Source organism: Pseudomonas sp. MWU13-2100 (assembly GCF_023242365.1).
Taxonomy (GTDB): domain Bacteria; phylum Pseudomonadota; class Gammaproteobacteria; order Pseudomonadales; family Pseudomonadaceae; genus Aquipseudomonas.
The window spans coordinates 134,080-154,718 of sequence record NZ_JALLIX010000011.1 but is presented as its reverse complement, the minus strand read 5'-3'; the positions used below and the strand labels follow the sequence as shown (position 1 = coordinate 154,718).

Sequence of the window (20,639 nt, the reverse complement as noted above, 5' to 3'; positions counted from 1 at the left end):
GACGACGGAGAGGCACGTGTCGTTCAGGAGGTCTGGACCAAACAGGGGGATGTTGTTAATTGGTTGGTTTCAGATGCATTCGGGTTGCAACAAGCTCGATCCGTTGCGGCTGAGCGAGCAATAGAAGCTGCCGAAGCCTGGATGCGTGATGAAAGAGTCGGCTTACCAGAGGACCTCGATACCGAGAAAAAAATACATAAAGAACTGACTCGCCTTCTGCCAGGGGCGGATCATTTCTGGCCGCGGTGGATTGTGTCAGTCGAAAGAGGCGTCGAGAAGAGTAAGGGAGAGCGGACGTGATCCCCGTTCCTAACCCAATTGCTGAACCTGAAAAATTTGACGATAGGTGTCGAAAAAAAGGAACGAATTGGTTAAAGAAACACCCGGAGGGCAAGAGACCGGCGGATGACTGGTCCGAATTTCGACTGGACCTTGCTAGAGGCTTTGAGAACCGGTGTGCATTTGGCGCCATGTGGATTTCAAGTGGGACTATCGATCATTTCGTCAGTTGTGATGAAGACATTAATTTAGCTTATGAGTGGGGTAACTATCGCTATGTCGATGGTTGGATAAACAGTTCAAAAAAGAAAAAAGAAGCTGCTGACCTACTCGACCCTTTTCATGTTGCGGAGGGGTGGTTTGAGATTTTACTGCCTTCGTTGCAGTTGGCGATAACAAACGCCATTCCTGATGAGTTTCGTGAGCTTGCCGAGAAAACACTGCGTGATCTTCCCATTCGTGATGATGAGAGACTGGTTCGTAATCGTCGAGAATGGCTGAGGATGTACGAGGAAAAAGAGTTGACGCTGGAGGGGTTACGCAAGAAAGCTCCACTTGTTGCAGCGGCTGTCCAAAAAAAACAGGCCATTGAAGCAGCTCGGAAAGATGTCGATCTGTAGTCGGACTCACCTCGTTCGCCCTTGAAGCATTTGCTCAAACATCCAGCCCGCAGGTCTGCTTGCGCATGACTGCGCAGCATCTCTATAGTCCGCCTTGTCATTGGCAATTCAATGATTGGACGTCGCGGTCCAAACATGTAGCCTCACAGGCACCATCGAATCGATGGCGTTTCGCTGCCCTGTATCCGTGTTATGGCGGCTGTGTGAGGGACACCTTCGGGTGTGCCGGTTTGCTATGTGTCCGGTCCGCGAACCCTTGCACGGCTGCCACCCATCAGCATCGCGGCTGATGGCGGCGGCCTTTCAATGAGAAGGACTCACACATGGCTAGTTACATTGCATTTCAATCCAACACCACCGAAACCCCAGTCCTGTTCTTCAACCCTGATGCACCATTGCGTGACCTGTGTGCATTCGCCAGTCGCCGACTGCGTGGTGCCCGCGATCTTTCACAAACCTTGACCTGTGCCACGATCAATAATCTGGATGAGCAGGACTTCCGGCATGTGCTGGAGGTGATGTACACATTGCTCGATGATGGTTGCGAGGTGCTGGAAGTGGTGGAGCAGCGAGTAATGAAACCGCTGGATCGGGTTCAATAGGCAGACCGCGTTATCGTTCTTCGCGGGCAAGCTCCGCTCCCACAGGTTTTGTGTCGTACGCTAATTCTATGCACACTGCAAAACTGTAGGAGCAGGGCTTGCCCGCGACGAGGCCCTAAAGGTCGCCAAAAGCTTCGCTGGCAAGCCAAGCTCCTACAGATCGCAGCGAGCCTGGGAATGTGTAGTGTCAGTTCGCCCTGGCCTCAACGCTGCAACACCAATATCCGCGACAACAACTCATCCCGGTCGATATAGCAGCCCTGGAAATGCCGGGGCCCAGTGGCCGGGTCGAAGGCATTGCGCGCGTGCAGCGTGCGGCGGTTGTCGAAGCACCACAGTTCGCCCGGGTTGAGCCGTTGCATCACGCGGAAACGCGCTTCGCGGGTCATGGCGATAAAGCGTCGATAGGCGCCATACAGCACCGGCATCTGTTCCACCGATGCCTCGAACGGGCCGCGCAGGAAGTTGGCCATGCGGATCTCGCTGACCTGCCCGCTACTGTCCAGTGCGATAACCGGCGCCAGGCAGCGGTAGTCGCTGTGCCGGTCCTTGTTGCGGAACTCCACCGGGATTTCGCTCAGGACACGGAACGCCGACGGGTCTTCCCGGCGCAGCGCGGCGGCAATGGCAAAGCCATCGACGAAAATGCTCTCGCCACCCTCTGCGTCATTGACCAGGCAATGCAGGAATTGCAGGCCCGGTTGCAGCTCGCGGGTCGGCAGGTCGCTGTGCAGCGGCAGGTTGAAGGCGGTGTAGGCGTTGCTGTCGGCGTCGGCCTTGGATTGCACGTTGAACAACACGCCGAAGTTGGTCTGGCGGATAAATGAGATCAGCCTCGCCACCTCGGTCAGCGAGCCTGGTTCGGTCGGTACGCCCCGAACTTGGGTCAGGCCGGTATCGCGCAAGGCCAATAACCAGTGCAGCAGGGTTTTCGGATCCTCCTTGAGGGCGGCGAACTCGAACACCGGCAGCTCCAGGCTACTGCTCCACAACCGGCTTTTCGGTTTGCCGGCCTGGCGTTCGGCACGCGACGCGTCGTCATAGGCATGCGCCCGCAGCCAGCCCGGGTCGAAACGGCTGGCGTGGCCGTCCTGCCAGTCGATGCATAGGCAGCCGCCGTTGTCGATGCGGATGGCGGCCGGCGCCAGGTCCTCAGGCACATCGACGATTTCCAGCACCTGTTCCCGAGTCACCGTGTACACGCACTGCGGGCATGGGCAGTTGTCCCGTAGCCACAGGTGATGGTACGGGCTGATACGGCCGTCCGCCCAGTACACCTCGATGCGATCCGCCAGCGGATGCGCGGCGGTCAGGGCACTGATCAGCGGGTAACTGCGGAAATCGGCAAACGCGGCGGCGCTGTTCACGGTGAGCTCCTTTTCGGGGGATTGTTATTTCTTCGCGGGCAATCCAATGACGCGACCGATGTATCCGGGGGGGGGCAGGTCGCTCTGGTCTTCGACGATGGCTTGCAGCTTTTCCAGCACGGCATCGCTGAAGGGGGCCGAGCGCGGGCCGGCGAGGTCGACGTGGAGCAGCATCTGTTCGTTGCCGGCCAGCTCCTTGTCGCCGCCTACCAGGTGCAGGCTGTGGTAGAGGTGCAGGCGCTTGGCGTCGTGGCCGATGATCTGGGTGTGCACTTCGACCTGGGCGCCGAGCTTTACTTCGTGCAGGTAGTTGAGGTGCAGTTCGAGGGTGAACAACGAGCTGCCGGTGGCTTCGCGGTTGTCGCTGTCCATGCCCAGGCGCAGCATCAGGGCGTCGGTGGCGTAGCTGAAGATCAGCAGGTAGAAGGCATCGCGCAGATGGCCGTTGTAGTCGACCCAGTCCGGGATGACTTCGGTGGTGTAGGTGGTGAGGGTGGGCATGCAGGGCTCCCTGAAGTGGGCTGATCGCAGAGGTGTTGTACTTGGGCGGCCGTCTTCGCGGGCAAGCTCCGCTCCCACAGGGTTTGTGTCGGGCACTTATTGTTGTGTACGACATCTGACCTTGTGGGAGCGGAGCTTGCCCGCGAAGGGGCCCGCCCGGACACCGATAAACTTACTCGCTGAAACTCATGCCATGCTTGGCCTTGGTGGTTTTCACCGCATCCAGCACCGCCAGCAGGCAGTCGTCACGATAGCGTTCCAGGGCCGAAATGCTGTGTTTGCCCAACTGCTCGCGGGTGCCGTCAACCACATCGTCGATCAGCTTGTCGGTCAGTTCCGGTGCCGGCAGGTAGGTCCACGGCAATTGCAGGGCCGGACCAAACTGGGCCATGAAGTGACGCATACCGGCGTCGCCCCCGGCCAGGGTGTAGGTCAGGAAGGTGCCCATGAACGACCAGCGCAGACCGGCGCCAAAGCGGATCGCATCGTCGATTTCGCCGGTGGTGGCGACGCCGTCGTTGACCAGGTGCAGGGCCTCGCGCCACAGCGCTTCCAACAGACGGTCGGCGATAAACCCCGGCACTTCCTTGCGCACATGCAATGGGCGCATGCCAAGGGATTCATAAACCTTCATCGCGGCTTGCACGGCTTCCGGCGCGGTGTTCTTGCCGCCGACCACTTCCACCAGTGGCAGCAGGTACACCGGGTTGAACGGGTGGCCGACCACGCAGCGCTCCGGATGGCTGGCGCCTTCGTAGAATTCGCTGGGCAACAGGCCCGAGGTGCTGGAACCGATCAGGGCATTGGGCTTGGCCGCGGCGCTGATCTTGCCGTGCAGCTCGAGTTTCAGCTCCAGGCGTTCCGGGGCGCTTTCCTGGATGAAGTCGGCGTCTTTCACGCACTCTTCGATGGTCGCGACAAAGCGCAGGCGCTCTTGCGAAGCACCCGGCGCCAGGCCCTGTTTCTCCAGGGCTCCCCAGGCATTGGCGACGCGCTTGCGCAGGGCCGCTTCGGCGCCGGGCGCCGGGTCCCAGGCGATCACATCAAGGCCGTGGGCGAGGGCGCGGGAGACCCAGCCGCTGCCGATGACACCGCTGCCCAGGGCGGCGAAGGTTTTGATTTCGGTGATAAAGCTCATGGCAAATTCCTGCAAAAATATCGGTTTGAGGTGGGCAGCTCGATGTTTAAATGCACGCCGTGTAAGCGGCTGTGCCTGTACCGCCGTCTTCGTGGCGGTGCGGCGATCCGAAAAGTGCCGCACCCACAAGGTCCGAGTCGTCAGCATCTTCTGGGCCCGGTCGACACTTTGTGGGAGCGGAGCTTGCCCGCGAAGAGGCCTCTGAGGTCGCCAAAAAGTCGCGGACGAGCCCGTTCCCAAAGGTCCGCCAATGTATCGATCAACCGCGCTTGGTCAGGCCCATCTTCACCCGGCCTTCGGCCGGGGTCAGGACGCGGGCACCCAGGCGGCTGAGGATTTGCGCGGCGCGCTCGACCAGTTGGCCGTTGGTCGCCAGCACGCCCTTGTCGAGCCACAGGTTGTCTTCCAGGCCGACTCGCACGTTGCCGCCCAGCAGCACCGCTTGCGCGGCCATGGGCATCTGCATGCGGCCGATACCGAAACCGGCCCAGACCGCGCCCGCCGGCAGGTTGTCGACCATGGCCTTCATGGTGGTGGTGTCCGCCGGAGCGCCCCATGGGATGCCCAGGCACAGTTGGAACAACGGATCGTCCAGCAGGCCTTCCTTGATCAGCTGCTTGGCAAACCACAGGTGGCCGGTGTCGAAGATTTCCAGCTCGGCTTTCACGCCCAGCTCTTGAATGCGCTTGGCGCCAGCGCGCAGTTGCGCCGGGGTGGAGACATAGATGGTGTCGCCGTCGCCGAAATTCAGGGTGCCGCAGTCCAGGGTGCAGATTTCCGGCAGCAAGGCCTCGACGTGGGCCAGACGGGTCAACGGACCTACCAGGTCAGTGTTCGGGCCGAACTCCATCGGGGTTTCGCCGGCACCGATTTCCAGGTCGCCACCCATGCCGGCGGTGAGGTTGACGATGATGTCCACGTCCGCTTCGCGGATACGCTCCATCACTTCGCGATACAGCGCCACATCGCGACTGAACTTGCCGGTCTCGGGATTGCGCACGTGGCAATGCACCACGGTGGCGCCGGCCTTGGCCGCTTCCACGGCGGCCGCGGCGATCTGTTTGGGCGTGACCGGAACGTGGGGGCTTCTGCCGGTCGTGTCGCCAGCACCGGTGAGTGCGCAGGTGATGATGACGTCGTGGTTCATGGTGCGGGTTCCTTACAGGCGTGGTGGTTCACACCGCAGCCAGAGACGGCTGCGGCTGCGATTTACGGTGGTTTATTGACTGGTCAATTGCAGGTTTTCAGCGGCTGGCTTGCCATCGAAGGTGGTCACACCTTCCAGCCAGCGGGCTTTGTCCTGTGGGTGATCCTTGAGCCACTGTTTGGCCGATTCGAGCGCATCCTTGTGCTCGAGCAGCGGTTGCATCATGCGGCTCTCGTCGGCGGCGCTGAAGGTCAGATTGGTCAGCAGTTTGTTGACGTTCGGGCATTGTTCGGCGTAGCTCGGCGCGGTGACGGTCCAGACGGTGGCCATGCCTTCGTTCGGGCCCAGGGCGTTTTCGCTGCCGGTGAGGTAGGTCATCTGCACGTTGACGTTCATCGGGTGCGGCGCCCAGCCGAAGAACACCACGGCTTCCTTGCGGCGCACGGCGCGATCCACCGCCGAGAGCATGGCGGCCTCACTGGACTCCACCAGTTGGAATTTGCCCAGGCCGAACTGGTTCTTGGCGATCATTTCCTTGATCTGGGTGTTGGCGCCCGAGCCGGGTTCAATGCCGTAGATCTTGCCGCCCAGCTCTTTCTCGAACTTGGCGATGTCGGCGAAGGTCTTCAGGCCCTTGTCGGCCAGGTAGGTGGGCACGGCCAGGGTGGCACGGGCATCCTTGAGGCTCGGTTCGGCCAGGACCTTGACCTGCTTGGCGTCGACGAACGGGGTGATGGTCTGGGTCATCAGCGGGTTCCAGTAGCCGAGGAACATGTCCAGGCGCTGGTCGCGGATGCCGGCGAAGATGATCTGCTGGGACGCGCTGGTCTGCTTGACCTGGTAGCCCAGGCCATCGAGCAGTACCTGGGTCATGGCGCTGGTGGCCATGACATCGGTCCAGTTGACCACACCGAGGCGAACGTTCTGGCAGGAGGCTTGCTCCGCGGCCATGACCCCTGTGCTCAGGAGCGCGGTACCGGTGAGTGCGAGCGCACAGCGGCTGATCAGTCGTTTCATGATGGTTTCCTCGGCAGGTCGTTTATTGTCGGTTCCGGCGTCTTTCGTGCGCCGGTGATGCCACGTTACGCAGCCGGGCCTTGCTGAAAACGCACAGCGGCGACCGACTCTTGCACAGCAGCGACCTGTGCTCTTGTGGCCGCCGTGCAACTGGCGTATCACGTCGGGAACGCTACCCGTCTTGCGAGCGCGTTCCATGTCCCAGGATTTCTACTTTTTGTTGATGCCGGGTTTTTCGGCGATGGGCTTTATCTCGGCGATCGAGCCCTTGCGGGTGGCCAATCGCTTTCGCGGCGAGTTGTATCGTTGGCACGTGTTGAGTGCCGATGGCGGGGCGGTGCTGGCGAGTAATGGCATGTCGGTCAACGCCGATGCGGCGCTGGAGCCGTTGAAGAAGGGCACCACGCTGTTGGTGGTGGCGGGTTTCGAGCCGCTGAAGTTCGTCACTCCGACGCTGGCGCATTGGTTGCGGCGCCTCGATCATGAAGGCGTGACCCTCGGTGGTATTGACACCGGCAGCGTGGTGCTGGCTGAGGCCGCCTTGTTGGAAGGGCATCGCGTGACCCTGCACTGGGAAGCGCTGGAGGCCTTCAAGGAATCTTATCCACAGCTGGAAGTGACCCAGGAGCTGTTCGAGATTGATCGCCGGAGGATCACCTGCGCCGGCGGCACTGCGTCCATCGACATGATGCTCGACCTGATCGGCCAGGCCCACGGTCCGGAACTGGCGATCCAGGTCTCCGAGCAGTTCGTGCTGGGGCGCATCCGCCCGCGCAAGGACCACCAGCGCATGCAGATCGCCACGCGTTATGGCATCAGTAACAAGAAGCTGGTGCACGTGGTCGGCGAGATGGAGCAGCACATGGAGCCGCCGTTGAGCACGCTGGAACTGGCGGAGTCGATCAAGGTCACGCGGCGTCAGTTGGAGCGGCTGTTTCGCCTGTACCTCAAGGACACACCGAGCAATTTCTACCTGGGCTTGCGGCTGGAGAAGGCACGGCAGTTGTTGCGCCAGACGGACATGAGCGTGCTGGAGGTGAGCATCGCCAGCGGGTTCGAGTCGCCGTCGTATTTCACCCGCAGCTACCGGGCGCGATTTGCCCAGTGTCCGCGGGAGGATCGGCGCGGGATCAAGGCGTAGGAGCTGGCTGTTGCATTGGCGTGTGCGGCCTGGGTGGCGCTTCGGCGAAACAGGATAGGAAGGCTGAACGCTGTCGTTGTGGGAGCCGGCTTGCCGGCGATTGCGATGTTACATTCACCACCGCTATCGCCGGCAAGCCAGCTCCCACAGTGTTCGCGGTGCCTTGGAAATGGGTTCAAGTCTGCTTACTTTTTCATCAGCGCCGCACAGGCCGTTTTATAGGCCTCATGCTGATATTTGTTCAATGTGGCCGGCAGGGCGAAGTCGAACTTCTTGTTCTGCGCGTTAATGGTCTGTGGCGACAGCAGCGTCACCTCGCAGTTTTCCAGCAACTGGAAAATCCCTTCGATCTTGAAGGTGGTCGGCCCACCAGCAAATTCGCCTTTCTTGCTGCGCTTCTTGATGGTAATCCGCTCGATGCCCGCGTCCTGGACGAACGCCTTGACCTGGGCGGCGAAGGCTTTGACGTTGGCCGCTTCATCATCCTCGTCCAGGGCAATTTTCTTGATGGCGACGGCCACATGCGCAAGGGCGCTGCCCTGCAAGGTGGCGATGGCGAAGATGGCTTCGCTGCCTTTGATTTCGATGCCGCAGAGGGTCATTGGAGTCCTTGGAAAAAAGAGGAAAGGCTTAGAGTTCCAGTTGGTCGGCTTTGATGCCGAAGGCCGCGGCAATTTTCTCGCGGGTCGCCTTGCGGGGCTTGTTCACGGACTCCTGCTGGGCATAGGCCGGTTGGGAAATCCCCAGGCGCTTGGCCACTTCATCCTGCGTCAGGTCCAGATGCTCACGCCACGCGCGAATGGGAGTGGCGCCATCGACGATGCGGCTGACGACTTCGTGGGGAATCAAGTCGGCTTCTATCTGCTGCGCCACGTATTGCGCATAAGGGATGACGACGAACGCCGGCCGCCCGTCGGCACCGTTGATGATCTGGATTTCAGTAGGTACGTTCATCGCGCTTCTTTACCTCTTGAATACTGACTACTTTGATCGTCCCTTCCCAATCGAACAGAATCCTGTAGCGACCGACTCGCATACGGTAGCCATAGTCATGCTGACTCAGCGCCTTGACGTTGCTGAGGTCCGGCATGTCGCTAAGGATGGTCGCTGAATCGCGAATGTGAACCTGATCCCGGGAATGCAAGCTCAGAAGTTGCTTGGCCGCCTTTCGGGTCCAGAAAATCGTATTCACGGGATGATATAAGTCTTTTATAAGAATTGCGAATGCTTACTTATATCTTCCCGCAGGACAACGCCTGAACATTGTCCTGATGTTACGTCGGCGGGCCAAGCTATTCAGAGGCCAATCAGTAATAGACACTCTCCTCACGAAACCTGGCCATCTGCCGGTAATTCCAGCACAGCAGGCAGAGACACAGCGCGATCAGGCTCACACTGGCGCTGAAAATGTAGAAATCCGCGCGTTTGAAGCTGAACTCGCTCTTCAGGCTGTGAAAGCTCGGAAACCAGTCGGAGTAGACGATCTGCACCGGATCGCCGATCTGGTATGTCGGGTTCGCCACCATCGCGTTCAGCGAAAGAGTGCCCTGGCCTCGGTGGCCCAGTTCGTAGTCGAAGGCGTAGTAGATATCCGTCGGGGAGGCCGGTTTGCGGGTATTGATGACCTGGGTGATGGTGCCGGTCACTTCCCGTGGCGCCGCCTTGATGGCGGCATACAGCAGCCCGCCGCTCTTGGACAATGCCGCCATGCCAAAGGCCAGGAAGATCAGGAAAAGCAGCAGGACGCCTCGGGTAAAGAGGTAGTCCCGTTCGGTTTCTCGAGGAGAGTACATTCAAGTTCCTTTTGAATGAGTGAGTTCATTTCCCAGTCTAGTCGCTGCCTGCGGCTCGTGCCGGGTGTATCAGTCCATGGTTTTACGCAGATCGAGCATGATCTGGTCGACGTAATCGACACGGATAATGCCCAAGCGCGGAAACTCGAAATCCAGGATCACATACAGCACGCAGACCATTACCAGCGCATAACCCAGGCTGTGCAGCCAGTTGCGGGTAGCCGTGCCGGCCATGCCATAGCCGATGAACAGGGCGCTGATCTGGGTCAGGGCGATCAACATCAGGTAGATGACCAGCGGCGGGTGAGTCTCCGACGCCACGGCGCGGGTGGTGGTGATATCGATCATCTGGTTGAGCGCCTGCAGCAGATTGGCGCCCAGCGTCGGTGTCGGCATCTGCGGCAGCGCGGCAACCGTCTGTTTCCAGAGCTCAAGTTGCAAAGCGTTGGCCCGCTGGTTGTCGTGGCGGGAAAGATCGATTTCGTTAAGGTCGCGATAGTAGGCAATGCGCGCGTCGACATAGTCGCGAAACACCTGGTGCAAGGCCGGTTGACTGGCCGGCGGCATCAGGTCCAGGCGCAACCAGGCGGTGCCCATGGCGTTGGTTTCTTCGACGATCAGGTTGCGGCGGATGTCCAGTCGGGTGGCCGCGCCGGAAAAAGTAAAGGCGATCAACAGGGCCAGCAGGCCGAAGACCGCACCTTCGATGGCGCCGATCCCGGTCCGCGCGCCCTCGGGGTCGAGGGCCAGGTGGCGGGCACCGATCCGGCGGCCAATTTCGATAAACAGCACAATGGCGACGAAAATCGCCAAGGCATACCACGGAATGGCTGAAAGTGAGCGCATGCGAAAATCCTGTGATGATCGTCGATGACTCGCCTGTACAGCCAATTCAGGACGGGACTTGATGCAGTGTAGTCAGGCGTCCCAGGTTATTCCTGGGCGATCGACTCAAGAAACTCCGACCGTTCGTCGCTCTTGCTCGCGATGCAGTCGTACTGGTCGATGGTGAACGCCTTGGTCCCGGGCTTGGCCGGCAGCGGCGCGATGGCGCAATCGGCGTCCCGCGACTTGATCCAGAGCTGTTGGGCGGTCTGCAGCTTGCCGCTGATGTCGGCCACTTGCGCCTTGTCATTGGCAAATTGCGACTTGACCCGCTCCAGCAGCGCCTCGAAGTTTTCCTTGAGCAATTGCTCGGCGGTATTCTTGCTGTAGGTGGCGCACTCCAGGGTCTGCTGGTCGTTTTCGACCGCGTCGCAGGGCGAGCTGTCCGCGTTTTCGGCCGCGTGGGCACCCAGGCTGACAAGCGCCAAAGCCAGGAAAATCGATTTCATTGCGGCGTCCCGATCCTTGATCAAAAGAGGTGGCAGAGCGATGGAGGGCAATTCTGTCTCAAGCCCGCGTCAAAGAATAGTCGTACATGGACAAGTACTTAAACCTACGGCCCGGAATTCCGCGCGGCAACACCCCTTTGTCGCGGATTGACGCTTTCGGCAATTCCCCTGTCGTTTTTGCACCCGGCTCCACGGTCCCCTGGGCATATGCTGATCCCAAAGCGCCGGCAGACGATTCGGCGCGTGAATCGCCAATAGGGGACAGCCTGATGAGCCCAGCCGAACTGCACGCCGACAGCATCGTTATCGACGGGCTGATCATTGCCAAGTGGAACCGCGAACTGTTCGAGGACATGCGCAAAGGTGGTTTGACCGCCGCCAACTGCACCGTGTCGGTGTGGGAGGGCTTCCAGGCCACCGTCAACAGCATCGCCTCGAGCCAGAAGCTGATCCGCGAGAACAGCGACCTGGTGATGCCGGTGCGCACCACCGCCGACATTCGCAAGGCCAAGGAACTGGGCAAGACCGGGATCCTCTTCGGCTTCCAGAATGCCCACGCCTTCGAAGACCAGATCGGCTATGTCGAGATCTTCAAGCAGTTGGGCGTCGGTATCGTGCAGATGTGCTACAACACCCAGAACCTGGTGGGCACCGGCTGCTACGAGCGTGACGGCGGCCTGTCGGGCTTCGGTCGCGAGATCGTCGCCGAGATGAACCGGGTCGGGATCATGTGCGACCTGTCCCACGTCGGTTCCAAGACCAGTGAAGAAGTCATCCTCGAATCGAAGAAGCCGGTGACCTACTCCCACTGCCTGCCTTCGGGTCTGAAAGAGCATCCGCGCAACAAGTCCGATGCCGAACTGAAGTTCATTGCCGACCATGGTGGTTTTGTCGGCGTGACCATGTTCGCGCCGTTCCTGGCCAAGGGCATCGATTCGACCATCGACGACTATGCCGAGGCCATCGAGTACGTGATGAATATCGTCGGCGAAGACGCCATCGGCATCGGTACCGACTTTACCCAGGGCCATGGCCAGGATTTCTTCGAATATCTGACCCACGACAAGGGCTATGCCCGTCGCCTGACCAGCTTCGGCAAGATCATCAACCCGCTGGGCATCCGCACCGTGGGCGAGTTCCCGAACCTCACCGAGACCCTGCTCAAGCGCGGTCACCCTGAGCGCGTGGTGCGCAAGATCATGGGCGAAAACTGGGTCACCGTCCTCAAGGACGTGTGGGGCGAATAACGCCGCGGTCTTTTCCCTACTGACACACACCCTGCGCGCCGATCGCGCAGGGTGTAAGCGGCCAGCCGCGATCAACGAATTCTGGAGTGTTACCCATGGCTAAAATCGCCCCACAACTGCCTATCGAAGTCGACAGCGAAACCGGTGTCTGGACTTCCGACGCCCTGCCGATGCTCTACGTGCCACGGCACTTCTTCGTCAACAACCACATGGGCATCGAAGAAGTCCTGGGCGCCGAGGCCTACGCCGAGATCCTCTACAAGGCCGGCTACAAGTCCGCCTGGCACTGGTGTGAAAAAGAAGCCGAATGCCATGGCCTGGAAGGTGTCGCGGTGTTCGAGCACTACATGAAGCGCCTGTCGCAACGCGGCTGGGGCCTGTTCAAGATCCAGGACATCGACCTCGACAAAGGCACCGCCAGCGTCAAGCTCGAGCACTCGGCGTTCGTCTACGTCTACGGCAAGGTCGGGCGCAAGGTCGACTATATGTTCACCGGCTGGTTCGCCGGCGCCATGGACCAGATCCTGGCCGCCCGTGGCAGCGCGATCCGCACCGTTGCCGAGCAGGTCTACGGTGGTTCCGAAGAAGGTCACGACGATGGCCTGTTCACTGTCAAGCCGTTGTAAGTCGAGGATCGCATTATGGCTTTCGAAGCTATGTTCCAGCCGATCCAGATCGGCAAACTGACCATCCGCAACCGTGTGCTCAGTACCGCCCACGCCGAGGTCTATGCCACCGACGGCGGGATGACCACCGAGCGTTATATCCGTTATTACGAAGAGAAGGCCAAGGGTGGCATCGGCCTGGCGATCTGCGGCGGTTCGTCCGTGGTGGCGATCGACAGCCCGCAGGAATGGTGGAGCTCGGTGAACCTGTCCACCGACCGCATCATCCCGCACTTCCAGAACCTGGCCGACGCCATGCACAAGCATGGCGCCAAGATCATGATCCAGATTACCCACATGGGCCGTCGCTCGCGCTGGGACGGCTTCAACTGGCCGACCCTGATGTCGCCCTCGGGCGTGCGTGAGCCGGTGCACCGCGCCACCTGCAAGACCATCGAGCCGGAGGAAATCTGGCGGGTGATCGGCAACTACGCCCAGGCCGCGCGCCGGGCCAAGGAAGGCGGCCTGGACGGCGTCGAACTGTCTGCCGTGCACCAGCACATGATCGACCAGTTCTGGAGCCCGCGGGTCAACAAGCGCACCGACGAATGGGGCGGTACCTTCGAAGGCCGGATGAAGTTCGGCCTGGAAGTGCTCAAGGCCGTGCGCAAGGAAGTCGGCGACGACTTCTGTGTCGGCATGCGCATCTGCGGTGACGAATTCCACCCGGATGGCCTGTCCCACGAGGACATGAAGCAGATTGCCAAGTACTACGACGACACCGGCATGCTCGACTTCCTTGGCGTGGTCGGCTCGGGTTGCGACACCCACAACACCCTGGCCAACGTGATTCCGAACATGAGCTTCCCGCCGGAGCCGTTCCTGCACCTGGCGGCCGGGATCAAGGAAGTGGTCAAGGTTCCGGTGCTGCACGCGCAGAACATCAAGGACCCGAACCAGGCTACCCGCATCCTTGAAGGCGGTTATGTCGATATGGTCGGCATGACCCGCGCGCATATCGCCGACCCGCACTTGATCGCCAAGATCAAGATGGGCCAGATCGACCAGATCAAGCAATGCGTCGGTGCCAACTACTGCATCGACCGCCAGTACCAGGGCCTGGACGTCCTCTGCATCCAGAACGCCGCGACCTCCCGTGAATACATGGGCGTGCCGCACATCATCGAGAAAACCACCGGGGTCAAGCGCAAGGTGGTGATCGTCGGTGCCGGTCCTGCCGGGATGGAAGCCGCTCGCGTGGCCGCCGAACGCGGGCACGATGTGACCTTGTTCGAGAAGAAAGATGCCATCGGTGGGCAGATCACCACGGCTTCGAAAGCGCCGCAGCGTGACCAGATCGCCGGTATCACCCGCTGGTTCCAGCTGGAGCTGGCACGCCTGAAGGTCGACTTGCGCCTGGGCACCGCCGCTGACGCGGCGACTATCCTCGACCTGCGTCCGGATATCGTGGTGCTGGCCGTCGGCGGGCATCCGTACCTGGAACAGAACGAACACTGGGGCGCCGCCGAAGGGCTGGTGGTCAGCAGCTGGGACGTGCTCGATGGCAAGGTCGCACCGGGCAAGAACGTGCTGGTCTACGACACCATCTGCGAGTTCACCGGTATGTCGGTGGCCGACTTCCTCGCCGACAAGGGCAGCCAGGTGGAAATCGTCACCGACGATATCAAGCCGGGCGTGGCGATTGGCGGTACGTCGTTCCCGACCTACTACCGCAGCATGTACCCGAAAGAAGTGATCATGACCGGCGACATGATGCTGGAAAAGGTCTATCGCGAGGGCGACAAGCTGGTGGCGGTGCTGGAGAACGAATACACCGGTGCCAAGGAAGAGCGGGTGGTCGACCAGGTGGTGGTGGAGAACGGCGTGCGTCCGGATGAGGAAATCTACTACGGGCTCAAGGAAGGTTCGCGCAACAAGGGCCAGATCGATGTCGAAGCCCTGTTCGCGATCAAGCCGCAACCTTCGCTGAGCGAGTCGGGTGATGGCTACTTGCTGTTCCGCATCGGCGACTGTGTGGCCCAGCGCAACACGCACGCGGCGATCTATGACGCGTTGCGTCTGTGCAAGGATTTCTAACGGCATCACCACCATCACCTGTGGCAAGGGGGCAAGCTCATCAGTTGGGGAAATGAGATACCGAAAACGCCGTGTAACTGTGGGAGCAGAGCTTGCTCGCGAAGAGGCCCTTGAAGTCGCTAAAAGCTTCGCGGGCAAGCACCGCTCCCACAGGGACTGTGTTCGGCCTCAACTGAACGGCAGCAGGGCTACCCCTCTAGTCACAAGTAGGTGCATCGCTTTCACCGGCATGCATATGAACCCTTGCAAGACCCGAGGTCTTTGGGAGCTGCACCATGTTGAACACCCTTCTTCCCATCCTGCTGTTTGCTGCCCTGGGCCTTGGCGTCCTCGGCGCATTGCGGCGGGCAGCCATGTGGCGTCGCGGTCGACCGGCGAAAGTCGATCTGCTCGGCGGCCTCTTTGCCATGCCCAAGCGCTACATGGTCGACCTGCACCATGTGGTGGCGCGGGACAAATACATCGCCAACACTCACGTCGCCACGGCCGGCGGCGCGGTGGCGTCGATCGTGCTGGCGATCCTGGTGCACGGTTTCGGCCTGCATAACCGCATCCTCGGCTATGCCTTGCTGCTGATGTCGGCGCTGATGTTTGTCGGCGCGATCTTCGTTTATCTGCGCCGTCGCAACCCACCAAGCCGTTTGTCGAAAGGCCCGTGGATGCGCCTGCCGAAAAGCCTGCTGGCGTTCTCGGCGTCGTTCTTCCTGGTGACCCTGCCGGTCGCCGGCATCCTGCCGGAAGACTTCGGCGGCTGGGTCATGGCCGTGATCCTCGGCATCGGTGTACTGTGGGGCGTGTCGGAGCTGTTCTTCGGCATGACCTGGGGCGGCCCGATGAAGCACGCCTTCGCCGGCGCCCTGCACCTGGCCTGGCACCGTCGCGCCGAACGCTTCGGCGGCGGCCGCTCCACCGGCCTCAAGCCGCTGGACCTGAGCGACCCGAAAGCACCGCTGGGCGTGGAGAAACCCAAGGACTTCACCTGGAACCAACTGCTGGGCTTCGATGCCTGCGTGCAGTGCGGTAAATGTGAAGCCGCCTGCCCGGCGTTCGCCGCCGGCCAGCCGTTGAACCCGAAAAAGCTGATCCAGGACATGGTGGTCGGCCTGGCCGGCGGCACCGACGCGAATTTTGCCGGCAGCCCGTATCCAGGCAAAGCCATCGGCGAGCATTCCGGCAATCCGCATCAGCCGATCGTCAACGGCCTGGTGGACGCCGAGACCCTGTGGTCCTGCACCACCTGCCGCGCCTGCGTCGAGGAGTGCCCGATGATGATCGAGCACGTCGATGCCATCGTCGACATGCGCCGTCACCTGACCTTGGAAAAGGGCGCGACGCCGAACAAGGGCGCCGAAGTCCTGGAAAACCTGATTGCCACCGACAACCCCGGCGGTTTCGCCCCGGGCGGACGGATGAACTGGGCGGCGGACCTGAACCTCAACCTGCTCGGCGAGAAGAAAACCACCGACGTGCTGTTCTGGGTCGGCGACGGCGCCTTCGACATGCGTAACCAACGCACCTTGCGCGCCTTTGTCAAAGTGCTGAAGGCGGCCAAGGTCGACTTCGCGGTACTCGGCCTGGAAGAGCGCGACAGCGGGGACGTGGCCCGGCGCCTGGGCGACGAGGCGACCTTCCAGCTATTGGCCAAGCGCAATATCCAGACCCTGGCCAAGTACAGCTTCAAGCGCATCGTCACCTGCGATCCCCACAGTTTCCATGTGCTGAAAAATGAATATGGCGCCTTCGGTGGCAACTATCAGGTGCAGCATCACAGCACCTATATGGCCGAACTGATCGGTGCCGGTGCCTTGAACCTCGGGCAACACAAAGGCAACAGCGTGACCTATCACGATCCGTGCTACCTCGGTCGCTACAACGGCGAGTATGAAGCGCCGCGTGATGTGCTGCGGGCCCTGGGGATCGAGGTCAAGGAAATGCAGCGTTCCGGTTTCCGTTCCCGTTGCTGCGGCGGCGGTGGTGGCGCGCCGATCACCGATATTCCCGGCAAACAGCGGATTCCCGATATGCGCATGGATGACATCCGCGAAACCGGTGCCGAACTGGTGGCCGTCGGTTGCCCGCAATGCACGGCGATGCTCGAAGGCGTGGTCGAACCGCGTCCCCTGATCAAGGACCTGGCCGAGTTGGTGGCCGACGCCCTGCTTGAAGAGGCGGCGCCCAGCAAACCCGCCCCCAAGCGTGAACCCGCGGAGGTGCACTGATGAGCGATATTATCCGCCGCGACCCTCGCGCCGAGTGGATCGCCCGCAACCGCCTGCACCCGTTGCACGCGGCCATGCAGCCGCAGCAACAGAGCTGGATGGGACCCAATGGCCTTATCCGCAAGAATGTCCATGGCGTCGGTTTTATCGGCCCCAACGGTATCAAGCGCATCGACCGCAGCGGCGCCCAGCAGGGCGGTGCGAGCAAGCGCACGGCCAGCGTCGAAGTGCAATTGCCGCTGCATCAGGTGCCGCAACCGGCGTTCTATATCAGCGTGGTGCCGGACATGGTCGGCGGTCGCCTGAGCAGTCACGACCGCGATCTGCTGGGCCTGGCCCATCAGATGGCCGGCAAGGACGGCGCGGTGTTGGCCGTGGTTTTTGGCGAGCACAAGGAGTCAGCCTTCGAAACCGCCGGCGTCGACCGTCTGCTGGTGCTCGACGGCAATGAATTCAGCGGTTATTCCCCGGAACAACGGGTTCAGGGCCTGCGGGCTGTGGATAACCAGTTCAATCCGCGTCACTGGTTGCTGCCGGACAGCCGCAGCGGTGGTGGCGAACTGGGCCGGCGCTTGGCCGCGAGCCTGGGCGAACGCCCGGCCACGCGGGTCTGGCAGGTCAAGGGCGAGCAGTGCATCGGTCGCGCCGGTGCTGGCCTGCAGGATCTGGCGCGGCCATTGGCGCGCTTGATCCTGGCCGCCGCCGAATGCGCCGAACCGGTCAGCGAAACCCGGCATGAAGCCTTGCCCGTGGAGTTATCCACAAGCATCGCTCGCAGCCTGCCGCGGATCGAGGATCTTGGCGCGGTAGCGGTAGACCCGGGGGCGATTCCGATGGCTGAGGCCGAGTTTATTTTCTCCGGCGGCAATGGGGTCAAGGACTGGACGCTGTTCCACGAAACGGCTGCGGCCCTGGGCGCCACCGAAGGTGCTTCGCGGGTGGCGGTGGACGATGGCTTCATGTCCCGCGACCGTCAGGTCGGCGCCAGTGGCACCTGGGTCACCGCGCGGGTCTACGTGGCCGTGGGGATTTCCGGGGCGATCCAGCACCTGCAAGGCATCGGTGCCTGCGACAAGGTGGTGGCGATCAACCTCGATCCGGGTTGCGACATGATCAAGCGTGCCGACCTGTCGGTGATCGGCGAAAGCAGTGAGATCTTCCGCGCCCTGATCGCGGCGGTGACGGCATACCGCAACGGCGCCAAGCGCGATGCGGCTTAAGGTAGGGATGACGTCATGAGTACGAATGTAATCAGCCTGGTCTCCATCGGCGCCCACCCGACCTCCGGCCGCGCCCGTCGCGCCGAACAGGATGCCCGCGCGGTGGAACTGGGGTTGCAACTGGCTGGGGATAACTTGCAGGTGGTGCATGCCGGCGATGTCTCGGAGCCGGCGCTGCGCGCCTACCTGGGCATGGGCCTGGACGAACTGCGGGTGCTGGAACAGCCGGCCGGGGCCGATGCGCTGCCGGCCCTGACCGATTATCTGCGCGATGCCGGGGCCCAGTTGGTGCTCACCGGCAGCCAGGCGGAAACCGGCGAAGGTTCGGGCATGCTGCCGTTCCTGCTGGCGGAAAACCTCGGTTGGCCGCTGGTGGTCGGGTTGGCCCAGGTCGAGTCCATCGAAAACGGTGTGGCTCATGTGCTGCAAGCCTTGCCACGCGGGCAGCGGCGCCGTTTGAAAGTCCGCCTGCCGTTTCTCGCGACGGTGGATAACGCCGCGCCCAAGCCACGGCAAAGCGCCTACGGCCCGGCACAGCGTGGCGTGCTGCACGCCGAGGAAGTGGAGGTGCTGGAAGATGAGTTATTCACCGGCGCCTTGCTGCAACCGGCCAAGCCACGGCCCAAGCGCTTGAAGGTGATCAAGGCCAAGAGCGGTGCCGACCGGATGAAGGCGGCTACGGCCAAGGCCAGCGGTGGTGGCGGGCAGGTGCTCAAGGGCGTCAGTGCCGAGGCCGGGGCCGACGCTATTCTCAAGCTGTTGATCGAGGAAGGCGTGCTGCGCTGAGGCCTGCACCGGGCGGTTCCGACGCCGCCTGTTCAGCGCCGCGTCGGTCGGTACAGCGCCAACAACTCACGGTAGTAGTGCCACACCTGCAACGCATAGTGCTCGCGCCCGTCGCCCTGCTCCGGCAGGGCGCCGGCGTTGTAGGCACCCACGGCCTGCCAGCCGTAACCCAACTGCTGAATGGACTGCGCCAGAATCCAGGCCCTGACCATGACACTGGTGCAGGGCTCGCTCCGCAGTTTGTGTTCGTCGATCCCAAAGGCCGCCAAGCGCGGCAGGTGCCGGCTATTGATCTGCATCAGGCCGATATCCCGGCTGCCATCGCGATTGGTGTTGAGCGCCGCCGGGTTCATGCCCGACTCGACCTCGGCAATGGCATAGAGCCGCAGCGGGTCGATGTGATAGCGCTCGCCGGCGTCCTGAAAACAGTTGGCCGCGGCGCTGCCGGCCATGATCAGGTAGCAGACGACAAGCATGGTGCATGAATGGCGCATCGGGCTCCCTCGCGAAGCGTGTGCCAAGACACCTCCACTGCTAGAACATGGCGCGTTGTGGAGAAAGTGTAGTCGCACGCTCAAGGGCGTCATTTGCCGCTGTGTAAAACCACAAACCATCACCCGCGGAACAAGTGTCCACAGAGGCTGTGGGTCGGCCTGTGGATAAGGTGTTCGTGCATGGCTGCAGCCTATGTAAATCAACGCCTGTAGCCCTTCGTACGAAAAATGATCAACCTAACTGACGGTTTTTATTGGAATTTTTATGTGGATAAGGGCGTTGCCGGGTTTCGCTCGGGCGCGGACTTGTTAACAAAGTCTGTTGGCGTATTTGTGGATAAGATGTTCGCTGTCCTCTACGAGCCTTGTTTTATATGGCTTGTAGGTGTTTGATCAAAAAAATATACAAATGTGTTTTTTGCGGCCTTTGATCGGCCTGTAAGCTTCATATCTCGTGGCTTTCAGCGGTTTTCCACAGAGACATGAGAAAACCCCTGACTTGCACACAAAGTCTGTTGGCCGTTCTGTGGATAAGGTGTTCGCGGTCCTGCGTAGGCCTTTAAACACGTGGCCTGTAACAATGTGATCAAAAACTGATCAATAGCTGCCAGAACGGGTCTTTCTGAATAAGTCACGGATTTTATTCAGATTCCATCGCCGCCACCGGTGCATAAAGCGCTACTTGCCCACATTTGCTGTGGGTGGATCTGTGGATAAGTTGTTCGCTAAGGTCGCCAGGCCCCGGTTCTTATAGCCCATAGTGCTATAGATCAAATTTCATACAGTTCTAAGAGCGTTTATTGACACCCCCCGGCTCAAAGTCTTCACTCATGGCACAAGGGCACAACGTTATTCGCATCCATATCAGGTTCAGGGAGAGCGCTTGATGGGTCGTCAACCGCAGTACCGTCCGCCGCCGTCCGCCCGCCTCAAGGCCGCGGCCCGAGCCAGCGCCCTGGTTCCCAGACGCATTCACCGCCACGCCATCCATCAGCGCGCTCGCCTATAGCGCTTGAGCTGGCGCTTGTGCGC

At 61.1% G+C, this 20,639-nt stretch carries 21 protein-coding genes and 1 pseudogene; 10 read left to right on the top strand and 12 right to left on the bottom strand.

What is annotated here, in order from left to right:
- The 3 genes and pseudogenes from M5B99_RS10585 to M5B99_RS10575 form a co-directional block, all read left to right on the top strand.
- A pseudogene (locus M5B99_RS10585) lies at positions 1 to 300 on the top strand (ATP-binding protein); the annotation flags it as partial.
- The gene (locus M5B99_RS10580; RefSeq protein ID WP_248803976.1) at positions 297 to 899 is read left to right on the top strand and encodes a hypothetical protein; all 603 of its coding nucleotides are present in this window, start codon (positions 297 to 299) and stop codon (positions 897 to 899) included. The pseudogene M5B99_RS10585 and the gene M5B99_RS10580, both read left to right, overlap by 4 nt.
- A 323-nt stretch (positions 900 to 1,222) precedes the next feature.
- Positions 1,223 to 1,501, top strand: a complete 279-nt coding sequence (locus M5B99_RS10575) for a hypothetical protein (RefSeq protein WP_248803975.1) — start codon at positions 1,223 to 1,225, stop codon at positions 1,499 to 1,501.
- Positions 1,502 to 1,704: 203 nt separating this feature from the next.
- Here the strand turns inward: M5B99_RS10575 and M5B99_RS10570 are convergent, their stop codons facing one another.
- The 5 genes from M5B99_RS10570 to choX form a co-directional block, all read right to left on the bottom strand.
- A complete protein-coding gene (locus M5B99_RS10570; protein ID WP_248803974.1) occupies positions 1,705 to 2,868 on the bottom strand; it encodes a gamma-butyrobetaine dioxygenase in 1,164 nt (387 codons plus the stop codon).
- A gap of 24 nt (positions 2,869 to 2,892) precedes the next feature.
- Positions 2,893 to 3,369, bottom strand: coding sequence for a thioesterase family protein (locus tag M5B99_RS10565; protein ID WP_248803973.1), 477 nt, complete (start codon positions 3,367 to 3,369; stop codon positions 2,893 to 2,895).
- Positions 3,370 to 3,541: 172 nt separating this feature from the next.
- Positions 3,542 to 4,507, bottom strand: a complete 966-nt coding sequence (locus tag M5B99_RS10560; protein ID WP_248803972.1) for an L-carnitine dehydrogenase — start codon at positions 4,505 to 4,507, stop codon at positions 3,542 to 3,544.
- 259 nt (positions 4,508 to 4,766) lie between these two features.
- Positions 4,767 to 5,654, bottom strand: coding sequence for a 3-keto-5-aminohexanoate cleavage protein (locus M5B99_RS10555; protein WP_248803971.1), 888 nt, complete (start codon positions 5,652 to 5,654; stop codon positions 4,767 to 4,769).
- A gap of 72 nt (positions 5,655 to 5,726) precedes the next feature.
- The gene (choX, locus tag M5B99_RS10550) at positions 5,727 to 6,671 is read right to left on the bottom strand and encodes a choline ABC transporter substrate-binding protein (RefSeq protein ID WP_248803970.1); all 945 of its coding nucleotides are present in this window, start codon (positions 6,669 to 6,671) and stop codon (positions 5,727 to 5,729) included.
- Positions 6,672 to 6,867: 196 nt separating this feature from the next.
- Here choX and M5B99_RS10545 point away from each other — a divergent pair, with 196 nt between their 5' ends.
- Positions 6,868 to 7,812: a GlxA family transcriptional regulator gene (locus M5B99_RS10545; RefSeq protein ID WP_248803969.1), complete on the top strand. Its 945-nt coding sequence runs from the start codon at positions 6,868 to 6,870 to the stop codon at positions 7,810 to 7,812.
- 185 nt (positions 7,813 to 7,997) lie between these two features.
- Here the strand turns inward: M5B99_RS10545 and M5B99_RS10540 are convergent, their stop codons facing one another.
- The 6 genes from M5B99_RS10540 to M5B99_RS10515 all read right to left on the bottom strand — a co-directional run bounded on the left by M5B99_RS10540 (position 7,998) and on the right by M5B99_RS10515 (position 10,939).
- Positions 7,998 to 8,414, bottom strand: coding sequence for a DUF3010 family protein (locus M5B99_RS10540; protein WP_248803968.1), 417 nt, complete (start codon positions 8,412 to 8,414; stop codon positions 7,998 to 8,000).
- Between the two features lie 28 nt (positions 8,415 to 8,442).
- On the bottom strand, positions 8,443 to 8,766 hold the full coding sequence (locus tag M5B99_RS10535; protein WP_248803967.1) for a helix-turn-helix domain-containing protein: 324 nt from the start codon (positions 8,764 to 8,766) through the stop codon (positions 8,443 to 8,445).
- The gene (locus M5B99_RS10530) at positions 8,750 to 9,004 is read right to left on the bottom strand and encodes a type II toxin-antitoxin system RelE family toxin (protein WP_248803966.1); all 255 of its coding nucleotides are present in this window, start codon (positions 9,002 to 9,004) and stop codon (positions 8,750 to 8,752) included. The genes M5B99_RS10535 and M5B99_RS10530 overlap by 17 nt, the downstream gene beginning before the upstream one ends.
- 115 nt (positions 9,005 to 9,119) lie before the next feature.
- On the bottom strand, positions 9,120 to 9,605 hold the full coding sequence (locus M5B99_RS10525; RefSeq protein ID WP_248803965.1) for a DUF3592 domain-containing protein: 486 nt from the start codon (positions 9,603 to 9,605) through the stop codon (positions 9,120 to 9,122).
- A gap of 69 nt (positions 9,606 to 9,674) precedes the next feature.
- Positions 9,675 to 10,451 carry a DUF4239 domain-containing protein gene (locus M5B99_RS10520; RefSeq protein ID WP_248803964.1) on the bottom strand — a complete coding sequence of 259 codons (777 nt, stop codon included), beginning with the start codon at positions 10,449 to 10,451 and terminating at the stop codon, positions 9,675 to 9,677.
- An 86-nt stretch (positions 10,452 to 10,537) separates the two neighbouring features.
- The gene (locus M5B99_RS10515; RefSeq protein WP_248803963.1) at positions 10,538 to 10,939 is read right to left on the bottom strand and encodes a lysozyme inhibitor LprI family protein; all 402 of its coding nucleotides are present in this window, start codon (positions 10,937 to 10,939) and stop codon (positions 10,538 to 10,540) included.
- Positions 10,940 to 11,208: 269 nt separating this feature from the next.
- Between M5B99_RS10515 and M5B99_RS10510 the strand changes: the two genes are divergently transcribed.
- The 6 genes from M5B99_RS10510 to M5B99_RS10485 all read left to right on the top strand — a co-directional run bounded on the left by M5B99_RS10510 (position 11,209) and on the right by M5B99_RS10485 (position 19,113).
- Positions 11,209 to 12,186, top strand: a complete 978-nt coding sequence (locus tag M5B99_RS10510) for a dipeptidase (RefSeq protein WP_100942521.1) — start codon at positions 11,209 to 11,211, stop codon at positions 12,184 to 12,186.
- A gap of 95 nt (positions 12,187 to 12,281) precedes the next feature.
- A complete protein-coding gene (locus M5B99_RS10505; protein WP_040071353.1) occupies positions 12,282 to 12,812 on the top strand; it encodes a DUF5943 domain-containing protein in 531 nt (176 codons plus the stop codon).
- Between the two features lie 15 nt (positions 12,813 to 12,827).
- Entirely contained in the window at positions 12,828 to 14,888 is a 2,061-nt protein-coding gene (dgcA, locus tag M5B99_RS10500; RefSeq protein ID WP_248803962.1) for a dimethylglycine demethylation protein DgcA, read from the top strand.
- Between the two features lie 275 nt (positions 14,889 to 15,163).
- Complete coding sequence (gene dgcB / locus M5B99_RS10495) at positions 15,164 to 17,107, top strand: dimethylglycine demethylation protein DgcB (RefSeq protein ID WP_248803961.1); 1,944 nt, start codon at positions 15,164 to 15,166, stop codon at positions 17,105 to 17,107.
- Entirely contained in the window at positions 17,107 to 18,327 is a 1,221-nt protein-coding gene (locus tag M5B99_RS10490; RefSeq protein WP_248803960.1) for an electron transfer flavoprotein subunit alpha/FixB family protein, read from the top strand. Before dgcB ends, M5B99_RS10490 begins: the two co-directional genes overlap by 1 nt.
- A gap of 15 nt (positions 18,328 to 18,342) precedes the next feature.
- Positions 18,343 to 19,113, top strand: coding sequence for an electron transfer flavoprotein subunit beta (locus M5B99_RS10485; protein WP_248803959.1), 771 nt, complete (start codon positions 18,343 to 18,345; stop codon positions 19,111 to 19,113).
- A gap of 32 nt (positions 19,114 to 19,145) precedes the next feature.
- Here the strand turns inward: M5B99_RS10485 and M5B99_RS10480 are convergent, their stop codons facing one another.
- Entirely contained in the window at positions 19,146 to 19,607 is a 462-nt protein-coding gene (locus tag M5B99_RS10480; RefSeq protein ID WP_248803958.1) for a transglycosylase SLT domain-containing protein, read from the bottom strand.
- Positions 19,608 to 20,639 lie beyond the last annotated feature (1,032 nt).